The organism is Streptomyces sp. NPDC054883 (genome assembly GCF_053610645.1).
The window spans coordinates 1-18547 of record NZ_JBSGYT010000013.1; the positions used below are offsets into that span (position 1 = coordinate 1).

At 69.8% G+C, this 18547-nt stretch carries 17 protein-coding genes and 2 tRNA genes; 5 read left to right on the forward strand and 14 right to left on the reverse strand.

Annotated elements, in window-relative coordinates:
- Positions 1 to 39: 39 nt before the first annotated feature.
- Both ACWGH1_RS12285 and ACWGH1_RS12290 read right to left on the reverse strand, forming a co-directional pair.
- Positions 40 to 477: a LysM peptidoglycan-binding domain-containing protein gene (locus tag ACWGH1_RS12285; RefSeq protein WP_453356070.1), complete on the reverse strand. Its 438-nt coding sequence runs from the start codon at positions 475 to 477 to the stop codon at positions 40 to 42.
- A 273-nt stretch (positions 478 to 750) separates the two neighbouring features.
- Positions 751 to 823, reverse strand: a tRNA-Ala gene (locus ACWGH1_RS12290).
- 159 nt (positions 824 to 982) lie between these two features.
- On the opposite strand from ACWGH1_RS12290, the gene ACWGH1_RS12295 reads away from it, so the two are divergent.
- Complete coding sequence (locus ACWGH1_RS12295) at positions 983 to 1531, forward strand: helix-turn-helix domain-containing protein (RefSeq protein WP_453356069.1); 549 nt, start codon at positions 983 to 985, stop codon at positions 1529 to 1531.
- A 31-nt stretch (positions 1532 to 1562) separates the two neighbouring features.
- Positions 1563 to 2684, forward strand: coding sequence for a serine/threonine-protein kinase (locus ACWGH1_RS12300; protein WP_453356068.1), 1122 nt, complete (start codon positions 1563 to 1565; stop codon positions 2682 to 2684).
- Positions 2685 to 2713: 29 nt separating this feature from the next.
- Here ACWGH1_RS12300 and ACWGH1_RS12305 read toward each other — a convergent pair whose 3' ends face one another.
- The 12 genes from ACWGH1_RS12305 to dnaA all read right to left on the reverse strand — a co-directional run bounded on the left by ACWGH1_RS12305 (position 2714) and on the right by dnaA (position 17632).
- Complete coding sequence (locus ACWGH1_RS12305) at positions 2714 to 4021, reverse strand: hypothetical protein (protein WP_453356067.1); 1308 nt, start codon at positions 4019 to 4021, stop codon at positions 2714 to 2716.
- Between the two features lie 126 nt (positions 4022 to 4147).
- Positions 4148 to 4282, reverse strand: coding sequence for a DLW-39 family protein (locus ACWGH1_RS12310; RefSeq protein WP_208809277.1), 135 nt, complete (start codon positions 4280 to 4282; stop codon positions 4148 to 4150).
- A 132-nt stretch (positions 4283 to 4414) separates the two neighbouring features.
- The gene (locus tag ACWGH1_RS12315; protein ID WP_453356066.1) at positions 4415 to 4753 is read right to left on the reverse strand and encodes an ASCH domain-containing protein; all 339 of its coding nucleotides are present in this window, start codon (positions 4751 to 4753) and stop codon (positions 4415 to 4417) included.
- Positions 4754 to 4840: 87 nt separating this feature from the next.
- A tRNA-Ile gene (locus ACWGH1_RS12320) sits at positions 4841 to 4914 on the reverse strand.
- A gap of 92 nt (positions 4915 to 5006) precedes the next feature.
- Positions 5007 to 5633: a DUF3566 domain-containing protein gene (locus ACWGH1_RS12325; protein WP_453354392.1), complete on the reverse strand. Its 627-nt coding sequence runs from the start codon at positions 5631 to 5633 to the stop codon at positions 5007 to 5009.
- A gap of 3 nt (positions 5634 to 5636) precedes the next feature.
- Positions 5637 to 8246 (reverse strand): DNA gyrase subunit A, encoded by a 2610-nt coding sequence (gene gyrA / locus ACWGH1_RS12330; protein ID WP_453354393.1) that lies wholly within the window; start codon positions 8244 to 8246, stop codon positions 5637 to 5639.
- A gap of 40 nt (positions 8247 to 8286) precedes the next feature.
- Positions 8287 to 10347: a DNA topoisomerase (ATP-hydrolyzing) subunit B gene (gene gyrB / locus ACWGH1_RS12335; RefSeq protein ID WP_453354394.1), complete on the reverse strand. Its 2061-nt coding sequence runs from the start codon at positions 10345 to 10347 to the stop codon at positions 8287 to 8289.
- 425 nt (positions 10348 to 10772) lie between these two features.
- Positions 10773 to 11300, reverse strand: coding sequence for a DUF721 domain-containing protein (locus tag ACWGH1_RS12340; RefSeq protein WP_453354395.1), 528 nt, complete (start codon positions 11298 to 11300; stop codon positions 10773 to 10775).
- Positions 11297 to 12433, reverse strand: coding sequence for a DNA replication/repair protein RecF (gene recF / locus ACWGH1_RS12345; RefSeq protein WP_453354396.1), 1137 nt, complete (start codon positions 12431 to 12433; stop codon positions 11297 to 11299). Before recF ends, ACWGH1_RS12340 begins: the two co-directional genes overlap by 4 nt.
- Before the next feature lie 79 nt (positions 12434 to 12512).
- The gene (gene gnd / locus ACWGH1_RS12350; protein ID WP_190185583.1) at positions 12513 to 13388 is read right to left on the reverse strand and encodes a phosphogluconate dehydrogenase (NAD(+)-dependent, decarboxylating); all 876 of its coding nucleotides are present in this window, start codon (positions 13386 to 13388) and stop codon (positions 12513 to 12515) included.
- A gap of 170 nt (positions 13389 to 13558) precedes the next feature.
- Complete coding sequence (gene dnaN, locus ACWGH1_RS12355) at positions 13559 to 14689, reverse strand: DNA polymerase III subunit beta (RefSeq protein WP_453355386.1); 1131 nt, start codon at positions 14687 to 14689, stop codon at positions 13559 to 13561.
- Between the two features lie 903 nt (positions 14690 to 15592).
- The gene (gene dnaA, locus ACWGH1_RS12360; protein WP_453355385.1) at positions 15593 to 17632 is read right to left on the reverse strand and encodes a chromosomal replication initiator protein DnaA; all 2040 of its coding nucleotides are present in this window, start codon (positions 17630 to 17632) and stop codon (positions 15593 to 15595) included.
- Between the two features lie 101 nt (positions 17633 to 17733).
- Between dnaA and rpmH the strand changes: the two genes are divergently transcribed.
- The 3 genes from rpmH to yidD are packed head-to-tail and all read left to right on the forward strand — an operon-like array spanning position 17734 to position 18544.
- Positions 17734 to 17871 carry a 50S ribosomal protein L34 gene (gene rpmH, locus ACWGH1_RS12365; protein ID WP_018547628.1) on the forward strand — a complete coding sequence of 46 codons (138 nt, stop codon included), beginning with the start codon at positions 17734 to 17736 and terminating at the stop codon, positions 17869 to 17871.
- A gap of 20 nt (positions 17872 to 17891) precedes the next feature.
- Complete coding sequence (rnpA, locus tag ACWGH1_RS12370; RefSeq protein ID WP_453355384.1) at positions 17892 to 18266, forward strand: ribonuclease P protein component; 375 nt, start codon at positions 17892 to 17894, stop codon at positions 18264 to 18266.
- The gene (yidD, locus tag ACWGH1_RS12375) at positions 18263 to 18544 is read left to right on the forward strand and encodes a membrane protein insertion efficiency factor YidD (RefSeq protein WP_389661417.1); all 282 of its coding nucleotides are present in this window, start codon (positions 18263 to 18265) and stop codon (positions 18542 to 18544) included. Before rnpA ends, yidD begins: the two co-directional genes overlap by 4 nt.
- Positions 18545 to 18547 lie beyond the last annotated feature (3 nt).

Below are 18547 nucleotides of genomic sequence, written 5' to 3' on the forward strand. Positions count from 1 at the left end.
GATCCGGTGGATCCGGGCCCCTCCACCGTGCCTGCGGCGTCAGCCCGGGAGCATGAGCACCATGCCCGGCCGGATCAGGTCGGGGTTCGGGCCGACGACCGACTTGTTCATGGCGTAGAGCTCGCGCCAGCGCCCCTCGTTGCCCAGCTCGCGGCGGGCGATCGCGGAGAGCGAGTCACCTGCCTTGACGATGTACGTGCGCTGCGCCTCGGACGGCGGCTTGGGCGCCGCGGGCACCGCCTTGTGGGCGGCCGAGCCCGGGGTCGGCGTCTTGTGCTGCACGTGCCCGGGCGCCGGCTTCGGCGGCGCCGGGGCGGCGGCCGCCCTGGTGGCCGAAGCGGCGTCGGTGTACTTCCCGCCCATGTCGTTGGGCCCCGCAGACTTGGCCGGGGCCTGCTGCTCGACCTGCTCCTTCGCCTTCTCGGCGGCCTCTTCCCGCCTCTTCTTGTCGGACTTCAGGAAGTCGAAGATTCCCATGGTGTGTGCGCCTCCGGCGTGATGTCGCCCCCCTGGCCACAGTGCCTCACCCCACTCTCGGCCACCATCCCCGCCCCGTCCCCGCGACTGACCCGTCCGGGCGATCCGCTCCGGCTGCCGGCCCGCTGACCGCGGTACTCCTCCGGGGCGGCCGTCGAGGGCTGAGGTTTCACGTGAAACACCGCGCCGGGGCTGCGTGACGGCAGCCGCGGCAGGACGCGAAAAGACCCTCCCGTCCTGCATTCACGCAGGTCGGGAGGGTCTTTCGGAGTGTGGAGCCTAGGAGATTCGAACTCCTGACATCTGCCTTGCAAAGGCAGCGCTCTACCAACTGAGCTAAGGCCCCGAAAACGGATACGCCCGTCCCCGGTGAAGGAGTGGTCGTTCCGCAGAACAGAGTACCGGGTGTACCCCCTGATCCCGCAAAATGATAGGGACTCCCGCCCCGCGACCACTCTCCGTAAGATGCTCGCGAGGTTCGCACCAGCGAAGGGGAGTTGTCAGCGTGGACGCAGTACAGCAAGAGGCCACGGCCAGAGCCAGAGAGCTCCAGCGCAGTTGGTACGGCGAGCCGCTGGGAGCGCTCTTCCGCCGGCTCATAGACGACCTGGGGCTGAACCAGGCCCGCCTCGCTGCCGTCCTCGGACTGTCGGCCCCGATGCTGTCCCAGCTGATGAGCGGCCAGCGCGCCAAGATCGGGAACCCGGCCGTCGTGCAGCGGGTCCAAGCGCTCCAGGACCTCGCCGGCCAGGTCGCCGACGGCAGCGTCAGCGCGGCCGAGGCCACCGACCGCATGGACGAGATCAAGCGGACCCAGGGCGGCTCCGTGCTCAGCAACAGCGGCCAGACGGCCACCGGTTCGGGAGCACCCACGGTCAAGCGGGTCGTGCGCGAGATCCAGTCCCTGCTGCGGTCGGTCTCCGCCGCCGGCGACATCATCGACGCGGCGGACACGCTCGCCACCAGCCATCCGGAACTCGCCGAGTTCCTCCGGGTCTACGGGGCCGGCCGCACCTCCGACGCGGTCGCCCACTACGAGGCCCACCAGAACTGACCGACGGGCGAGGACGGGGGCGGACAGAGCGATGGGCGAGGTCTTCGCCGGCCGGTACGAGCTGGTCGACCCGATCGGACGGGGTGGCGCGGGCGCCGTGTGGCGGGCCTGGGACCACCGCCGCCGCCGGTACGTCGCCGCGAAGGTCCTCCTCCAAGTAGACGCCCACAGCCTGCTGCGCTTCGTGCGCGAGCAGGCCCTGCGGATCGATCACCCGCACGTGCTGGCCCCGGCCAGCTGGGCCGCGGACGACGACAAGGTCCTGTTCACCATGGACCTCGTCGGCGGCGGTTCCCTCGCCCATGTGATCGGGGACTACGGACCGCTGCCGCCCCGCTTCGTGTGCACGTTGCTCGACCAGCTCCTCTCGGGGCTGGCGGCCGTGCACGCGGAGGGCGTCGTCCACCGCGACATCAAACCGGCCAACATCCTGCTGGAGGCGACCGGGACGGGACGCCCCCACCTGCGGCTGTCCGACTTCGGGATCTCGATGTGCAAGGGCGAGCCCCGGCTCACCGACACCCACGTCGTGGTCGGCACGCCGGGGTACTTCGCCCCCGAGCAAATGCTGGGCGCGGAACCGGACTTCCCGGCCGACCTCTTCGCCGTCGGGCTGGTCGCGCTGTACCTGTTGCAAGGGAACAAGCCCGACTCCCAGAAGCTGGTCGAGGACTTCCTGAGCCGAGGGACACCCGGCGCGCCCGAGGGCGTCCCCGCGGGCCTGTGGGACGTCATCGCGGGACTCTTGCACCCGAACCCCGAGAACCGGTTCCGGACCGCCACAGGGGCGCGCAAGGCCCTTGCCGAGGCCGTCGAGCTGCTGGCGCCGGCGCCGCCGGACGAAGAACCCGTGGAAGTGTTCGACCAACTCGGCCCGCTCCCCGCCGGTTTCGGCCCCCGGGGCCCGCTGGCGCCACCGCCCGCGGTCGCCGTCACCCCCGCGGCCGCTCCGCCTCCTTCGTACGGGCCGCCCCCGGTGGGCTACGGCCCCTCAGAGACCGGTAGCTTCCGCCTCGCCCCGCCGGCCCCGCCCCCGCAGCCGCCCCCGGTGCGCTCCGCCATCTCCCCGCCCCCGCGCCGGGTCACGGCCGCCGTCCTCACCGCCGCCCTGCTCTGCTTCGCGGTCGGCGCCTGGGCGCTGACCCGGATCTAGTGCCGGGCGGCGCGAGCCGGACAACGGCACTAGCCGCCGCTGCGGACGCCGCTCCGCCGCGCCAGCAGGAACCAGCCCCCGAGCCCGAGCAGCAGCACCGCCCCGGTGGCGAAGCCCGCGCCGGCCACCACCCGCATCACCGCGCGGTCGTCCTCGGCCGCGGCGGCCTCCGGTCCGGTGAGCCCCTCCTTCGCGGCCGTCCGCTCGGCGGGGCCCACCCCGAAACCGGCCGCGCTCAGGCTCTCCCGGTACGCGGGCGCCTTGTCCGGACTGCCGCTGACGTCCATCCGCAGCGTCAGCGGCACCGGCGTCGCGTCCCGGGTGAACTCCGCCACCTTCCCGCCCAGCGTGACCGCGAGGTAGTACCAGCCGGCCACCCCCGTCCCGCGCACCGCGGCGTCGTTCGAGAAGCGGTTCCCGTACGCCACCGGCGCCGTCTTCGGGAGGGTGACGGCCGCCTGCTTGCCGTCGTACGAGGTGTCCTCGGAGTCGACCCGGCCCCGGTAGGGGCTGTACAGCGCGACGGTGAGCCCGCCGGCGGCGGATCCGTACGGCTTGGTCATCTCGGCGGCCGCGATCTCCGCGCCGACCCCCAACTGCTGCCCCCAGTCCAGCGGAACGCGGTAGAACCGGGTCTGCCCGGGCCGCAGCTCGTCGCGCCACACCCCGCTCCCCAGGGCACGCGCGTCGTTGAAGCCGGTCCCGCCGCTACGGGCCACCGGTTCCGTACCCGGCAGCGCCGGCGAGGCCGAGGGCCGCGCAACCGGCGCTTCCGTGGGCACGGCACCGCCCAGCCCGGGCTCGCGCCGGACCAGCAGTTCCACCGGCCACGGCCCCTGGGCGGAGTCCTTGGCCGCGGTCCGCGTCACCTTGGCGTAGTAGATGCCGCCCGCCTGGCATTCGGCGTCCTCCCGGACCCGCCGGACCGCTGCCGCGCCGATCGGCACGGGGTCGTAAGCGAAGCCCGCCCGGCCCGGGTTGGGGCAGCGCCGCCCCTCCTTGGTCATGACCTCGACCTCGATGCCGTCGCCGAAGCCCACCTTGGCGCCCCGGCCGGGCCGGACCACGGCGGAGACGTACACGTCGGAGATGTCGTCGAGGGTGAGCCGGTAGAAACGCTCGCCGGGCAAGACGGTGTCCTCGTAGACGGACCCCGGCTCCAGCAGCGGGGCGTCGGCGCTGGAGGGCTTGCCCCGGACCGTGCGGGCCCCGTCTGCCGCGCGGTACTCCGGCGGCGGCCCGTGCGCGGGTCCGGCCGCGAACGCGGCCCCCGGCACCCCGACGGCCAGCCCCACGGCGGCCGTCCCGGCCAGCACCGTCCTGCGTACCCGCCCCATCACGCCCACCCACACCCCGGATTCACTCCCGCAAGCCCGAACTTTGCGTACCGCAAGATTTCGTGCCGGAACAGCACAAAGCCCCGGCAGCAGCGGCAGCCGGGGCCCTATGGGAAACGGTGGGTCTCACACGCCGGAACCAGAAGGCACGGAGTCGGTTGCCTCCGTCCACAGGTCCTGCTCGGCGCGGTCCGCCTGGATCTGGCGGTACACGAGGAGCCCGCCGATGGCGGCCAGTGCGACCAGGAGCAGCTTCTTCACCGCGCGACCTCGTCTTTCGTTGACGTTGAGGACTTCTGACGGCCCACAATACACACCGGCCGATACCGATCGGTTATCTGAGGGCCCCCCTCCGGCGCCACTCGACCGGCCCAACGGAGAGGCTCCCGGCCCTCACCGATCGTCCGCCGCCAAGCGGAAATGGACGACGGTGACCTCGTCGGCCGGAGCGAGGGCGGGATAGTGGTACCGCAGCCTGTCGTGCAACTCCGCAAGGTCGCGGAACCCGTCGGCGACGGCGTCCTCCTCGGTCAGCCCGCCGACCGTCTTCGGGGCGAGCCGCGTGACGACACCAGGGAGCACAAGCTCCTCGTCCAGCTCGAAGACCATGTCGACCGGCCCCTCGACGACCGGTTCCCGAAAGCGCACGGTCGTCGTCTTGCGTCCCGCGCGGACGGCGTCGAGATAGTCCTGGTGGAAGTGCAAGGACTGCGGCTGCGGGTCGTTGTCCATGCACGACACCCTAGACCGGCGCGTCCGCGGCCCCGGGGCCGCACAACGCGAAGACCCCCAGCCACTGGCTGGGGGTCTTCGACACTGTGGGGCTAACAGGATTTGAACCTGTGGCCTCATCCTTATCAGGGATGCGCTCTAACCAACTGAGCTATAGCCCCATCCGCGCTGCGCGCTGACTCCTGAAGGTTAGCGCACAGACCCGGCAGGTCCCAAATCCGTTCCGCGGGGGCGTCCCCGCAGGTCAGTCCGGTCACTCGTCCTCGGCGAGCGTGAGCTCCACACCGCCCACGAAGCCGGCCGAGACGTTGTAGATGAATGCGCCCAGCGTCGCCAACGCCGTTGCCAGTACGACGTCGATCACCGCGATCACCGAGGTGAAGATCAGTACGCGCGGCAGCGACAGGAACGACTGGAGGTCGAAGCCGTTGCTCTCGTTGGATCCGGTCGCCTCGCTGATCGTGCCGCCGACGGTCGAGAAGACGCCCATCGCGTCCATGACCATCCACAGCACCACGGCCGCCACGACCGTGCAGATGCCGAGCGCGATCGACAGCAGGAAGCTGACCTTCATCACCGACCACGGGTCGGCCTTCGCCACCCGCAGCCGCGCCTTGCGCGTCCGCGGCGCCGTACGCACCCCCGGACGCGCCTGCCGCGGCGCGACCGGGCCCGTGGGCGCGGCGTAGGCCTGCGGCGGCTTGTACGGCTGCGCGTCCGGCTCCTGGGCCGCACCCGCCTTCGGCTTCGGCCCTCGGGTGTCCGTCACGGTGCTCCCCCTGCCCTTTGCGGGGGCGCCCCCGCCTTGAGAATCCGCGGCGGGGCCACGGGCACCGTTCGCTCCAGTCTTGGCCGGTCCGGCGCCCGTGGATCCACTCACGACTTACTCCTCGTGCTCCCCAGCCGAAGGCTGCGTGCCCTCGGCGGCCTCAACGGCCTGTCCATCGGCTTCCTCGGTCTCCGACGCGTTCTCGTCATCGACCTCGTCGGCATCCTGACCGGCCTCGGCGTTCCGCGCGATGCCCACCACGGCGTCCCGCTTGCCCAGGTTGATCAGCTGAACGCCCATGGTGTCACGGCCGGTCTCCCTGACTTCATTGACGCGCGTACGAATCACACCACCACTGAGGGTGATCGCGAGAATCTCGTCCGTTTCGTCGACCACCAGCGCGCCGACGAGCGAACCGCGGTCCTCCACGATCTTCGCCGCCTTGATGCCCAGACCACCACGGCCCTGGACGCGGTACTCGTCCACCGGCGTCCGCTTGGCGTAGCCGCCGTCGGTCGCGGTGAAGACGAAGGTACCGGGCCGGACCACGCTCATGGAGAGCAGTTCGTCCCCGCCGCGGAAACTCATGCCCTTCACGCCGGAGGTGGCGCGGCCCATCGGACGCAGCGCCTCGTCGGTCGCCGTGAAGCGGATCGACTGCGCCTTCTTGCTGATGAGCAGCAGGTCGTCCTCGGCGGACACCAGCTCCGCACCGATCAGCTCGTCATCGCCGCCGTCCTCCGTCTCCCGGAGGTTGATCGCGATGACACCACCCGAACGGGGGGAGTCGTAGTCCTTGAGCGCCGTCTTCTTCACCAGGCCGCCCTTGGTCGCCAGGATCAGGTACGGCGCGGCGTCGTAGTCGCGGATCGCGAGGATCTGGGCGATCTTCTCGTCCGGCTGGAAAGCCAGCAGGTTCGCGACGTGCTGACCGCGCGCGTCGCGCCCGGCGTCCGGGAGCTCGTACGCCTTGGACCGGTAGACGCGGCCCTTGTTGGTGAAGAACAGCAGCCAGTGGTGCGTGGTGGACACGAAGAAGTGGTCGACCAGGTCGTCCTGCTTGAGCTTCGTGCCGCGGACGCCCTTGCCGCCGCGCTTCTGCGAACGGTAGTCCTCGGTCTTGGTGCGCTTGACGTAGCCGCCGTGCGTGATCGTGACGACGATGTCCTCTTCGGCGATCAGGTCCTCGATGGACATGTCGCCGTCGAAGGGCACCAGCTTGGACCGCCGGTCGTCGCCGAACTTCTCGACGATGGCCGCCAGTTCCTCGCTGACGATGGTGCGCTGACGCGCCTCGGAGGCGAGGATCGCGTTGTACTCGTTGATCTTGGCCTGGAGCTCGTCGTGCTCGGCGACGATCTTCTGCCGCTCCAGCGCGGCGAGGCGGCGCAGCTGCATCTCCAGGATGGCGTTCGCCTGGATCTCGTCGATCTCCAGCAGGCCCATCAGGCCCTCGCGCGCGATCTCGACGGTGTTGCTGCGCCGGATCAGCGCGATGACCTCGTCGATGGCGTCCAGCGCCTTGAGCAGACCGCGCAGGATGTGGGCGCGCTCCTCCGCCTTGCGCAGGCGGAAGCGGGTGCGCCGGACGATGACCTCGATCTGGTGCTGCACCCAGTGGCGGATGAACGCGTCGATCGACAGGGTGCGCGGCACCCCGTCCACCAGCGCCAGCATGTTCGCGCCGAAGTTCGTCTGCAGGTCGGTGTGCTTGTACAGGTTGTTCAGCACGACCTTGGCGACCGCGTCCCGCTTGAGGACGATGACCAGGCGCTGGCCGGTCCGCGAGGAGGTCTCGTCGCGGACGTCGGCGATGCCGCCGACCTTGCCGTCCTTGACCAGGTCCGCGATCTTCTGCGCGAGGTTGTCGGGGTTGGTCTGGTACGGGAGCTCGGTGACCACCAGGCACTGGCGGTTCTGGATCTCCTCGACCTCCACCACCGCGCGCATCGTGATGGAGCCGCGACCGGTCCGGTACGCCTCCTCGATGCCCTTGCGGCCGACGACGAGGGCGCCGGACGGGAAGTCGGGGCCCTTGATCCGCTCGATGAGCGCGTCCTGGAGCTCCTCGTGGGAGGCCTCCGGGTGCTCCAGCGCCCACTGCGCGCCCGCCGCGACCTCGCGCAGGTTGTGCGGCGGGATGTTGGTGGCCATGCCGACCGCGATTCCGGCGCTGCCGTTGACCAGCAGGTTCGGGAAGCGCGCCGGCAGGACCGTCGGCTCCTGGTTGCGGCCGTCGTAGTTGTCCGTGAAGTCGACGGTCTCCTCGTCGATGTCCCGGAGCATCTCCATGGCCTGCGGCATCAGCTTGCACTCGGTGTAGCGCATGGCCGCCGCCGGGTCGTTGCCCGGCGAGCCGAAGTTGCCGTTGCTGTCCACCAGCGGCATCCGCATCGACCACGGCTGGGCCAGGCGGACCAGGGCGTCGTAGATCGAGGAGTCGCCGTGCGGGTGGTAGGTGCCCATGACGTCACCGACGACGCGGGCGCACTTGTAGAAGCCCTTTTCGGGCCGGTAGCCGCCGTCGTACATCGCGTACAGCACACGACGGTGGACGGGCTTGAGGCCGTCCCGTACGTCGGGCAGCGCGCGGGAGACGATGACGGACATCGCGTAGTCGAGGTAGGAGCGCTGCATCTCCGTCTCGAGCCCGACGGGCTCGATGCGCAGCTGCTGGCCGTCCTCTTCGGTGTTCTCGGCGGTCGGGGTGGTTTCGTCGGCCATTGCTGGTCAAAAGTCCTTTCAGGCGGTCAGCTGAGCCGACTCAGATGTCGAGGAAGCGGACGTCCTTGGCGTTGCGCTGGATGAAGGAGCGCCGGGCTTCGACGTCCTCACCCATCAGCACCGAGAACAGGTCGTCGGCCTGCGCGGCGTCGTCCAGGGTGACCTGGCCGAGCACGCGGTGGTCCACGTCCATGGTGGTGACGCGCAGTTCCTCGGCGTTCATCTCGCCCAGACCCTTGAAGCGCTGGATGGAGTCTTCCTTGATCCGCTTGCCCTGCGCCTTGCCGTGCTCGACCAGGGCGTCGCGCTCACGGTCCGAGTACGCGTACTCGAAGTCGTCCCGACCCCACTTGATCTTGTACAGCGGAGGGCGGGAGAGGTAGACGTGCCCGGCCTCGACCAGCGGACGCATGAAGCGGAACAGGAAAGTCAGCAGCAGGGTGTTGATGTGCTGGCCGTCGACGTCGGCGTCCGCCATCAAGATGATCTTGTGATAGCGGAGCTTCTCGATGTTGAAGTCCTCGTGCACACCGGTGCCGAAGGCACTGATCAGCGCCTGGACCTCGGTGTTCTGGAGGATCTTGTCGATCCGGGCCTTCTCGACGTTCAGGATCTTGCCGCGGATCGGCAGGATGGCCTGGTACATCGGGTTGCGGCCGGACTTCGCGGAGCCGCCGGCCGAGTCGCCCTCGACGATGAAGATCTCGCACTTCGTCGGGTCGTTCGACTGGCAGTCGGACAGCTTGCCCGGCAGCGAGGCGCTCTCCAGCAGGCCCTTGCGACGGGTCAGGTCACGGGCCTTGCGGGCCGCGACGCGCGCCGTGGCGGCCTGGATCGCCTTGCGGACGATGTCCGCGGCCTCGACCGGGTTGCGGTCGAACCAGTCGTTGAGGTGCTCGTGCACGACCTTCTGCACGAAGGTCTTCGCCTCGGTGTTGCCCAGCTTGGTCTTCGTCTGGCCCTCGAACTGGGGCTCGCCAAGCTTGACCGAGATGATCGCGGTCAGACCCTCGCGGATGTCCTCGCCGGCGAGGTTGTCGTCCTTCTCGCGCAGCAGCTTCTTGTCGCGGGCGTAGCGGTTGACCAGGCCCGTCAGCGCCGCGCGGAAGCCCTCTTCGTGGGTACCGCCCTCGTGCGTGTGGATCGTGTTCGCGAAGGAGTAGACACTTTCGGTGTACTGCGAGTTCCACTGCATCGCGATCTCGACCGAGAGCATGCGCTCCTTGTCCTCGGCCTCGACGTCGATGACGGTCGGGTGGATCAGCTCGCCCTTGCGCGAGTTGAGGTACTTCACGAAGTCGACGATGCCGCCCTCGTAGTAGTACTTCACCGTGCGCGCGGGCGGCTCGGCCGCGTCCGCGTCCGGGTTGTCCGCGCCCATCGTCGCCTTGGCGGACTCGCGCTCGTCGGTCAGCGTCAGGGTCAGGCCCTTGTTGAGGAAGGCCATCTCCTGGAAGCGCCGCGACAGCGTCTCGAAGGAGTACTCGGTCGTCTCGAAGATGTCGGGGTCGGCCCAGAAGGTGACCGACGTGCCGTGCTCCTCGGTCTCCTCGTTCTTGGCGAGGGGAGCCGTCGGGGCGCCGAGCTTGTAGTCCTGGCTCCAGCGGAAGCCGTCCCGCTTGACCTCGACCGCGACCTTCGTCGACAGCGCGTTCACGACGGAGACGCCCACGCCGTGCAGACCGCCGGAGACGGCGTAGCCGCCACCGCCGAACTTGCCGCCCGCGTGCAGCACCGTCAGCACGACCTCCAGCGCCGGCTTGCCCTCGGAGGGGACGATGTCGACGGGGATGCCACGGCCGTTGTCGATCACGCGCACGCCGCCGTCGGCGAGGATCGTGACGTCGATGGTGTCCGCGTGCCCGGCCAGGGCCTCGTCGACGGAGTTGTCGACGACCTCGTAGACGAGGTGGTGCAGGCCGCGCTCACCGGTCGAGCCGATGTACATGCCGGGCCGCTTGCGGACCGCGTCCAGACCCTCGAGGACCTGGATGTTGCTGCCGGTGTAAGAGGACTCACCGGCCTCGCCGCCGGCGGTGGACTCGTTCTTCTCGTTGGGGTTGCCGGAATCGGCCACGAAGCGCCCTTTCTGGCACAGCACAGGCCGTACTCCGGGCCAGCAGGCATGCAAGCAGGAGCGGCTGCGTCGATCTGCGTTGTCAGCGTTTGTCAGCGGATCCCGCAAGCGGGCGGGATTCGCTTCAGTCTACCGGTACCACGGACATGAATGGGGGTTTGCCGGTACCTGAGTCCGCATGTGCCGCCCTGAACCTCCTCTCTCCGACTCCCCATATCCGGGGAGGGGCTCAAAGAGGCTCACACGGGCATTGAGCGCCTCGGCCTGTCAACCTCTCACTACCGTGAGGGACACCACCCGCGGGAGGGCACCGGAGGAGGGCCGCGACCTGGCCGAAACCATGCCGTCGCCGGCCCGTGATCAACACGCCGCAGGGCGGGCGCGCGGCACCGCTCAGCGGGCGTCCGGGGGCGCCGGCTGAGGGAAGTGAAGAGGGGATCGCGGCAGGCTCAGCCGTACGTATCGCCCGGGCCGGTGCCGCCCGGCACCCGCCACGGCCCGTACTGCTTCGGCCGGCCGCCCGGGCCGTGCACCTTGATCATCCGTACGGTGCCCTGCCCCAGCTCCGCGTTCAGCCGCGCCACCAGCTGCGGCGCCAGCAGTTTCAGCTGCGCCGCCCAGGCCGAGGAGTCACACCGGACCACCAGCTCGCGGTCCTCGTACCGCTCCGGGACGCAGTGCGCGGCGATGTCGGGACCGACGATCTCCGGCCAGCGCTCCATCACACCGGCCACCGCCATCGGCATCTCCCAGCCGTGCTCCGTCCGCAGCCGGGCCAGCGCCGCCATCAACGGCATCGGGTCCCGGCCGTCCGCGCGCGCGCCCGACCGCAGCCCCGGCTGCTGCCGCCTCTTCCCCGGCGCCGCGTTGCCGCGCGCCCGCGCCTGCTCGCGCGCCGCCGCCAGCGCCTGCCGTGCCAGGTCCACCCCCGACAGCGGCGGAGCCTTGCGCTCCGGGTGCTCCTCGCGGTCGCTCACAGCAGGGTCACCTCACCGCCGGACACCCCGAAGCGCACCCCCGCCAGCACGTCCGGAACGTCATCGTCCACAGCCGCCGTCACCAGCACCTGCTCACCCGGGGCCACCAACTCCGCCAGCCGCTCCCGGCGCCGCGCGTCCAGCTCGGCGAACACGTCGTCCAGGATCAGCACCGGCTCGTCGCCCTCCGAACGCAGCAGCTCGTACGAGGCCAGCCGCAGCGCCAGCGCGTACGACCAGGACTCGCCGTGGCTGGCGTACCCCTTCGCCGGCAGCTCCCCGAGCCGCAGCAGCACGTCGTCGCGGTGCGGACCGACCAGCGTCACGCCCCGCTCGATCTCCTGCTTGCGCACTTCCGCCAGGGCCGCCAGCAGCACCTCGTACAGCGCCTCCCGGGTGCGCGCCGCCCCGCTGTCCACGGCCTCACCGGCCGAGGACCGGTACGCCAGCCCCAGCGGGCCGCCGCCCGGCGCGAGCTGCTCGTACGCCTTGTCCGCCAGCGGCAGCAGGGTCGCGATCAGGTCCAGCCGCTGCGCCAGCAGCTCCGCGCCCGCCCGGGCGAGGTGCTGGTCCCACACGTCGAGGGTCGACAGGTCCATGGAACGGCCGCCGTGCCGGCGGGCCATCGCCGCCGACTTCAGCAGGGTGTTGCGCTGCTTGAGCACCCGCTCGTAGTCCGAGCGGACCCCGGCCATCCGCGGGGAGCGGGCCGTGACGAGTTCGTCCAGGAAGCGGCGCCGCTCTCCCGGATCGCCCTTCACCAGCGCCAGGTCCTCCGGCGCGAACAGCACCGTACGGATGATCCCCAGCACGTCCCGCGGCCTGACCTGCGAGGACCGGTTGATACGGGCACGGTTCGCGCGCCCCGGATTGAGCTCCAGCTCGACCAGCTGGCGGCGCTCGCCCTGTGTCACGGCCGCGCGGATGACCGCCCGGTCCGCGCCCATCCGTACCAGCGGGGCGTCCGAGGACACCCGGTGGCTGCCCAGGGTCGCCAGGTAGCCGATCGCCTCGACGAGGTTGGTCTTGCCCTGGCCGTTGGGGCCCACGAACGCGGTGACGCCCGGACCGAGGGGAACCTCGGCCCGGGCGTACGAGCGGAAGTCGGCCAGTGAGAGATGCGAAACGTGCATTCGGCGCCGACCTCCCCCGGCTTCCTGCTGCTTGCTGTGGTGCTGTCTTGCGAGTCGTACGGGTGGTGCCCCGCGCGGACTACTTCTTCTCGACCGCGTGACCGCCGAACTGGTTGCGCAGCGCAGCGATCATCTTCATCTGCGGGGAGTCGTCCTGGCGGGACGCGAACCGGGCGAACAACGAGGCGGTGATGGCCGGCAGCGGAACGGCGTTGTCGATCGCCGCCTCGACCGTCCAGCGGCCCTCGCCCGAGTCCTGCGCGAAGCCGCGCAGCTTCTCCAGGTGCTCGTCCTCGTCCAGCGCGTTCACGGCGAGGTCCAGCAGCCAGGAACGGATGACCGTGCCTTCCTGCCAGGACCTGAACACCTCGCGGACGTCGGTGACCGAGTCCACCTTCTCCAGCAGCTCCCAGCCCTCGGCGTAGGCCTGCATCATGGCGTACTCGATGCCGTTGTGGACCATCTTCGCGAAGTGGCCGGCGCCGACCTTGCCCGCGTGCACGGCACCGAACTCACCCTCGGGCTTGAGGGCGTCGAAGACCGGCTGTACGGCCGCGACGTGCTCCTTCTCGCCGCCGTACATCAGCGCGTAACCGTTCTCCAGGCCCCACACGCCGCCCGAGACGCCGCAGTCGACGAAGCCGATGCCCTTGGCGGCCAGCTCCTCGGCGTGCTTCTCGTCATCGGTCCAGCGCGAGTTGCCGCCGTCGACGACGATGTCGCCGGGCGAGAGCAGCTCTCCCAGCTCATCGACGGTGGACTGCGTCGCCGCACCGGCCGGGACCATCACCCACACCACGCGGGGGGCCTGGAGGCCGTCCACAAGTTCCCGCAGGCTGTGGACATCCGCGAGGTCCGGGTTGCGGTCGTATCCGATGACGGTGTGGCCTGCGCGGCGGATGCGCTCGCGCATGTTGCCGCCCATCTTGCCGAGACCGATGAGACCAAGCTCCATCAGGTGCTTCCTTAAGCGTTGTGGCCGTCTGTGCCGGGCTCCCCGGGATTCGGGGCCGTCCCCGGCTCCGAGCCTACGCCGGGCCGTCGGGCGGTACCCCACCCAACGTGCCGGGTACGCCGTCGGGCCCGGTCCGCGCAGTTCGCGAGACCGGGCCCGACGGGGCGGACTCAGCCGGACAGGCGCACCGGCATGATCAGGTACTTGTACGCCTCGTCCGCTTCGGCGTCGACCGCGGGGCGGCCGCTGAGCAGCGCAGGCTTGGTGGAGGTGGTGAAGCTCAGCTGGGCGGCGGGCGAGTCGATCGCGCTCAGGCCGTCCAGCAGGAACGTCGGGTTGAAGGCGATCGAGATGTCGTCGCCCTCCAGGTTCGCGTCGACGCGTTCCACAGCCTGTGCATCGTCGCTGGAGCCCGCCTCCAGGATCAGCACGCCCTGCTCGAAGCTCAGCCGGACCGGGGTGTTGCGCTCGGCGACGAGGGCCACGCGCTTGACGGCCTCGACGAACGGGGCGGTCTCGATCACCGCGATGGAGTTGAACTCCGTCGGGAAGAGCGTGCGGTACTTCGGCAGGTCGCCTTCGAGCAGGCGGGTGGTGGTGCGGCGGCCCGCGCCCTCGAAGCCGATCAGGCCCTCGCCGGCACCGGAGCCCGAGAGGGCCAGGGTGACGGTGTCACCGCTGGTCAGGGACTTGGCGGTGTCCAGGAGCGTCTTCGCGGGCACCAGGGCCACCGCGGAGGCGTCGGGGTTCTCCGGCTTCCACAGGAACTCGCGGACCGCGAAGCGGTAGCGGTCGGTGGAGGCGAGGGTGACCCGGTCGCCCTCGATCTCGATGCGGACACCGGTCAGCACGGGCAGCGTGTCGTCGCGGCCGGCGGCGATGGCGACCTGGGCGGCGGCGGAGGCGAAGACCTCACCGGGAACGGTGCCGGTCGCGGTCGGCATCTGCGGCAGCGCCGGGTACTCCTCCACAGGCAGGGTGTGGAGGGTGAACCGGGAGGAACCGCAGACCACGGTCGCCCGTACACCGTCTGTGGAAATCTCCACCGGACGGTTGGGGAGGGCTCGGCAGATGTCGGCGAGGAGCCGGCCGGAGACCAGGACCGTGCCGTCCTCCTCGACGTCGGCCTCGACGGAGACGCGGGCCGAGACCTCGTAGTCGAAGCCGGAGAGGGACAGCGTGCCGTTCTCCGCCTTGAGCAGCAGGCCCGCGAGAACGGGCACCGGCGGCCGGGCCGGGAGGCTACGGGCAGCCCAGGCCACCGCCTCCGCGAGTACGTCGCGCTCCACCCGGATCTTCACCGGAACCGCCTCCTGCTGTTTCTCGCTCGTCTGCCGGCCTTCGTCGTTGGCTCCCGGCCCGGGGTCTGGACGGACCGGGGCCTCGGTGCCGGGGACCAGTCTGACGTACGGCGCCGACAGTCGGTGCTGTCGGCGGTCAAGTCGGGAGCGCGGCGTCGGGGCGGCCGGACGACGAGTTGTGCACAGGACCTGCTTGAAAACCGAATCCGGCCTAAATCTCTATGGGGGTAGTAGTAGGGCCTGTGGAAACGGTGGATAAGCCCGTCCTCGCAGGTCAGGCCCGGTTTTTTATCCCCACACCCTGTGGGTGGCACCGGTGGACAACACGGTGTCTCTGTGGAGAACGAAAACTTCTGCACAGGCCGTCCCCAGGCCACCGCGACTACTCCACAGGTGTGTCCCCAGCTTTTCCCCAGTACTCCACAGACCAAACATCCCCATCCATGTGACCGCTTTCACTCGGGGCGGTGACGAGGCGGTCTTGGTTGCCGAACAGTGGACAGCGGTGTGGAGAAGTCATCGGATCCTGTGCACAGGATGCGGCAACCTGTGAGTGGGCGGTGGACAGAGGGGTGGATGAACCTGTGGACGATTTTTCTGTCCACAGACTGTGGACAGCTGTTGTGCACAAATCCACAGGCGCCTGAGCTGCCCTGATGGCCGCTCAATCCGCACCCCTGTGGACAGATTGTGGGTGACGGAACCAGTCCCCAGGGTGTGGACGGAAGAAAGTCGCCCAATCTGTGGATGAGTTGGCCTCCAGGGGGCGTATTCGAACAGACAACGGGCGCGCGCACGACGAAGGGCGCCCCCGGTTCAGTCCGGAAGCGCCCCTGTAGACGAGCGTGCGGAGGCCCGGCAGGGCCTTCCGCGGGGTCCTTGTGCGGTCCTGGGACGCCTGGCTCAGCCGTTCTTGATGCGGTTGGTGAGCTCGGTGACCTGGTTGTAGATCGAGCGCCGTTCCGCCATCAGCGCGCGGATCTTGCGGTCCGCGTGCATGACCGTGGTGTGGTCGCGGCCGCCGAACTGGGCCCCGATCTTGGGCAGGGAGAGGTCCGTGAGCTCCCGGCACAGGTACATGGCGATCTGCCGGGCGGTGACCAGGACCCGGCTGCGCGAGGAGCCGCACAGGTCGTCCACGGTGAGCCCGAAGTAATCGGCGGTGGCGGCCATGATGTCCGAGGCGGTGATCTCGGGCGCGCTGTCCTCGCCGCCCGGGATCAGGTTCTTGAGCACGTCCTCCGTCAGACCGAGGTCCACCGGCTGCCGGTTGAGGCTCGCGAAGGCCGTGACGCGGATCAGTGCACCCTCCAGCTCGCGGATGTTGCGCGAGATGCGGGAGGCGATGAACTCCAATACCTCCGGCGGGGCGTTGAGCTGCTCCTGGACCGCCTTCTTGCGCAGGATCGCGATGCGCGTCTCCAGCTCGGGCGGCTGGACGTCGGTGATCAGGCCCCACTCGAAGCGGTTGCGGAGCCGGTCCTCCAGGGTGACGAGCTGCTTGGGCGGCCGGTCGGAGGACAGCACGATCTGCTTGTTGGCGTTGTGCAGGGTGTTGAAGGTGTGGAAGAACTCCTCCTGCGTCGACTCCTTGCTCGCGAGGAACTGGATGTCGTCGACGAGCAGGATGTCCATCTCGCGGTACCGCTTGCGGAACGCGTCGCCCTTGCCGTCGCGGATCGAGTTGATGAACTCGTTGGTGAACTCCTCGGAGCTCACGTATCGCACCCGGGTGCCCGGGTAGAGGCTGCGCGCGTAGTGCCCGATGGCGTGCAGCAGGTGCGTCTTGCCGAGCCCCGACTCCCCGTAGATGAAGAGGGGGTTGTACGCCTTGGCGGGCGCCTCGGCGACGGCCACCGCGGCGGCGTGTGCGAACCGGTTCGAGGCGCCGATGACGAAGGTGTCGAAGAGGTACTTGGGGTTCAGCCGGGCGGTCGGCTCCAGCGGGCCCGAGGTCGAGCCGCCGGACGGGGCCGAGGGGGCGGGGCGGTTGGGAGCCGGCCGCGGGGAGGGCTGTTCGTACTGCTGCGGCTCGTACTGGTGCTGCTGGTGCTTCTGGTGCTGGTTCTCGTACGGGGACTGTTCGTACTGCTGCTGCTCGAAGGAACCCTGCTCGTAGCCGCCGGGCTCGGACTGCTGGAGGTAGCCGGGCTGCGGGGAGGCGTAGGGGTCGCGCTCCGGGAAGCCGCCGAGGCGGGGCTGCTGCCAGCCGTAGTCGTCCTGCTGGCCGCCGCGGGGCCAGGAGCCGGGCTCGGGGCGCTGCTGCTGGTAGTCCGGGTAGGCCGGGCGCGCGGTGGGGAGCCGTTCGTCGTCGGAGTTGCCCGGGCCGGTGTGGCCGCCGGGCCGCTGGCCGCCGTACGGCTCGTAGGAGTCGCGCTGCTGCGCGGAGGAGGGGGGCGGCGCCGGTTCGCCCGCGGAGTCGTCCACGGTGATGGCGATCCGGATGGGCCGGCCGCACTCGCGGCTGAGCGCGTCGCTGATGAGGGGGGCGAGCCTCCCTTCGAGGACGCGCTTGCCCCATTCATTGGGGACGGCGAGCAGCGCGGTGTCCGCGACGAGGGCCAGGGGCTGACAGCGTTCGACCCACTGCTTGTCCTTGGGCTCGATGCCCGGTTGGCCCTCCCCCAGGAGCACGTCGAGCACGCGTGGCCACACTGCGGCAAGATCGGCAGGTACGTCAGCCACAGAGCACGCTCTCTCACAGGTCCCGGTTCCACGAATGTGTGGTTCTTTGGGACGGTCGGGACAAAAATCCGGGATCAGACAACGGTAGTCAGGCCGGTGGGTGCGGTTCAAGTCGTTGTCCACAGCCTGTGCACAGTGTGCGGCAGCCGGGGCTCGGTTTGACCGGATGGCGTAGCCGCGCGTACCGTAACGAGGTCGAGTTGTCGATGGCTGCTGCCGCCTGCCTACCGATGGGCGAAGATCACCGGTTGTGATCATGTAGCGGTGCCACTCGGGCGAACACGCGAGTTTCCTTCGTGGGCGCACGGTGACAGCCAGGCGATGTCCCGCCACAACGATTCATTCTCTGGAGCCCCCGAGTGAGCAAGCGCACCTTCCAGCCGAACAACCGCCGTCGTGCCAAGACCCACGGCTTCCGCCTGCGGATGCGTACCCGCGCCGGCCGCGCCATCCTGGCGAACCGCCGCAGCAAGGGCCGCGCCGCCCTTTCCGCGTAACACGCGCAGGTCGTGACGTCGTGCTGTCTCCCGAAAACCGGCTGAGGCGGCGCGAGGACTTCGCGAGCGCGGTACGACGAGGGCGGCGGGCCGGACGCCCGCTCCTCGTCGTCCACCTACGTACAAGCGGTGCAACGGACCCGCACGAGCCGGGGGAGATCGATCCCTCGACGCGTGCGGGTTTCGTCGTCAGCAAGGCTGTCGGCAATGCCGTCGTACGGAACCGGGTCAAGCGCCGTCTGCGCCATCTCGTCCGGGACCGGCTGTCCCTGCTGCCCGCCGGTAGCCTGGTGGTGGTGCGGGCTTTGCCCGGTGCGGGTGATGCCGGCCTCGACGAGCTGGCCCGTGACCTGGATGCCGCTGTACAGCGGCTCCTGGGAGGCGTGGCTCGATGAAGTACCCGCTGCTCGCTTTGATCAAGCTGTACCAGTGGACGATCAGTCCGCTGCTCGGGCCGGTGTGCCGCTACTACCCCTCGTGTTCGCACTACGGGTACACGGCCATCGACCGGCATGGTGCGGTGAAGGGGACGGTTCTTACCGCCTGGCGGATCCTGCGGTGCAATCCGTGGACCCCGGGCGGTGTGGATCATGTCCCACCCCGGAAACGCCCGCGTTGGCACGAGCAGCTGCGCAGTGCGTTGCGTAGATCTCGCAATGCTCAAGGAGCCTGATTA

What these genes read in the sequence shown, in the direction of transcription:
- gyrA (WP_453354393.1), bottom strand. Translation starts at nt 8,246, where the DNA reads ATGGCCGACGAAACCACCCCGACCGCCGAGAACACCGAAGAGGACGGC.
- ACWGH1_RS12315 (WP_453356066.1), bottom strand. Translation starts at nt 4,753, where the DNA reads ATGGACAACGACCCGCAGCCGCAGTCCTTGCACTTCCACCAGGACTAT.
- ACWGH1_RS12285 (WP_453356070.1), bottom strand. Translation starts at nt 477, where the DNA reads ATGGGAATCTTCGACTTCCTGAAGTCCGACAAGAAGAGGCGGGAAGAG.
- ACWGH1_RS12305 (WP_453356067.1), bottom strand. Translation starts at nt 4,021, where the DNA reads ATGGGGCGGGTACGCAGGACGGTGCTGGCCGGGACGGCCGCCGTGGGG.
- ACWGH1_RS12300 (WP_453356068.1), top strand. Translation starts at nt 1,563, where the DNA reads ATGGGCGAGGTCTTCGCCGGCCGGTACGAGCTGGTCGACCCGATCGGA.
- gnd (WP_190185583.1), bottom strand. Translation starts at nt 13,388, where the DNA reads ATGGAGCTTGGTCTCATCGGTCTCGGCAAGATGGGCGGCAACATGCGC.
- yidD (WP_389661417.1), top strand. Translation starts at nt 18,263, where the DNA reads ATGAAGTACCCGCTGCTCGCTTTGATCAAGCTGTACCAGTGGACGATC.
- dnaA (WP_453355385.1), bottom strand. Translation starts at nt 17,632, where the DNA reads ATGATCACAACCGGTGATCTTCGCCCATCGGTAGGCAGGCGGCAGCAG.
- recF (WP_453354396.1), bottom strand. Translation starts at nt 12,433, where the DNA reads ATGCACGTTTCGCATCTCTCACTGGCCGACTTCCGCTCGTACGCCCGG.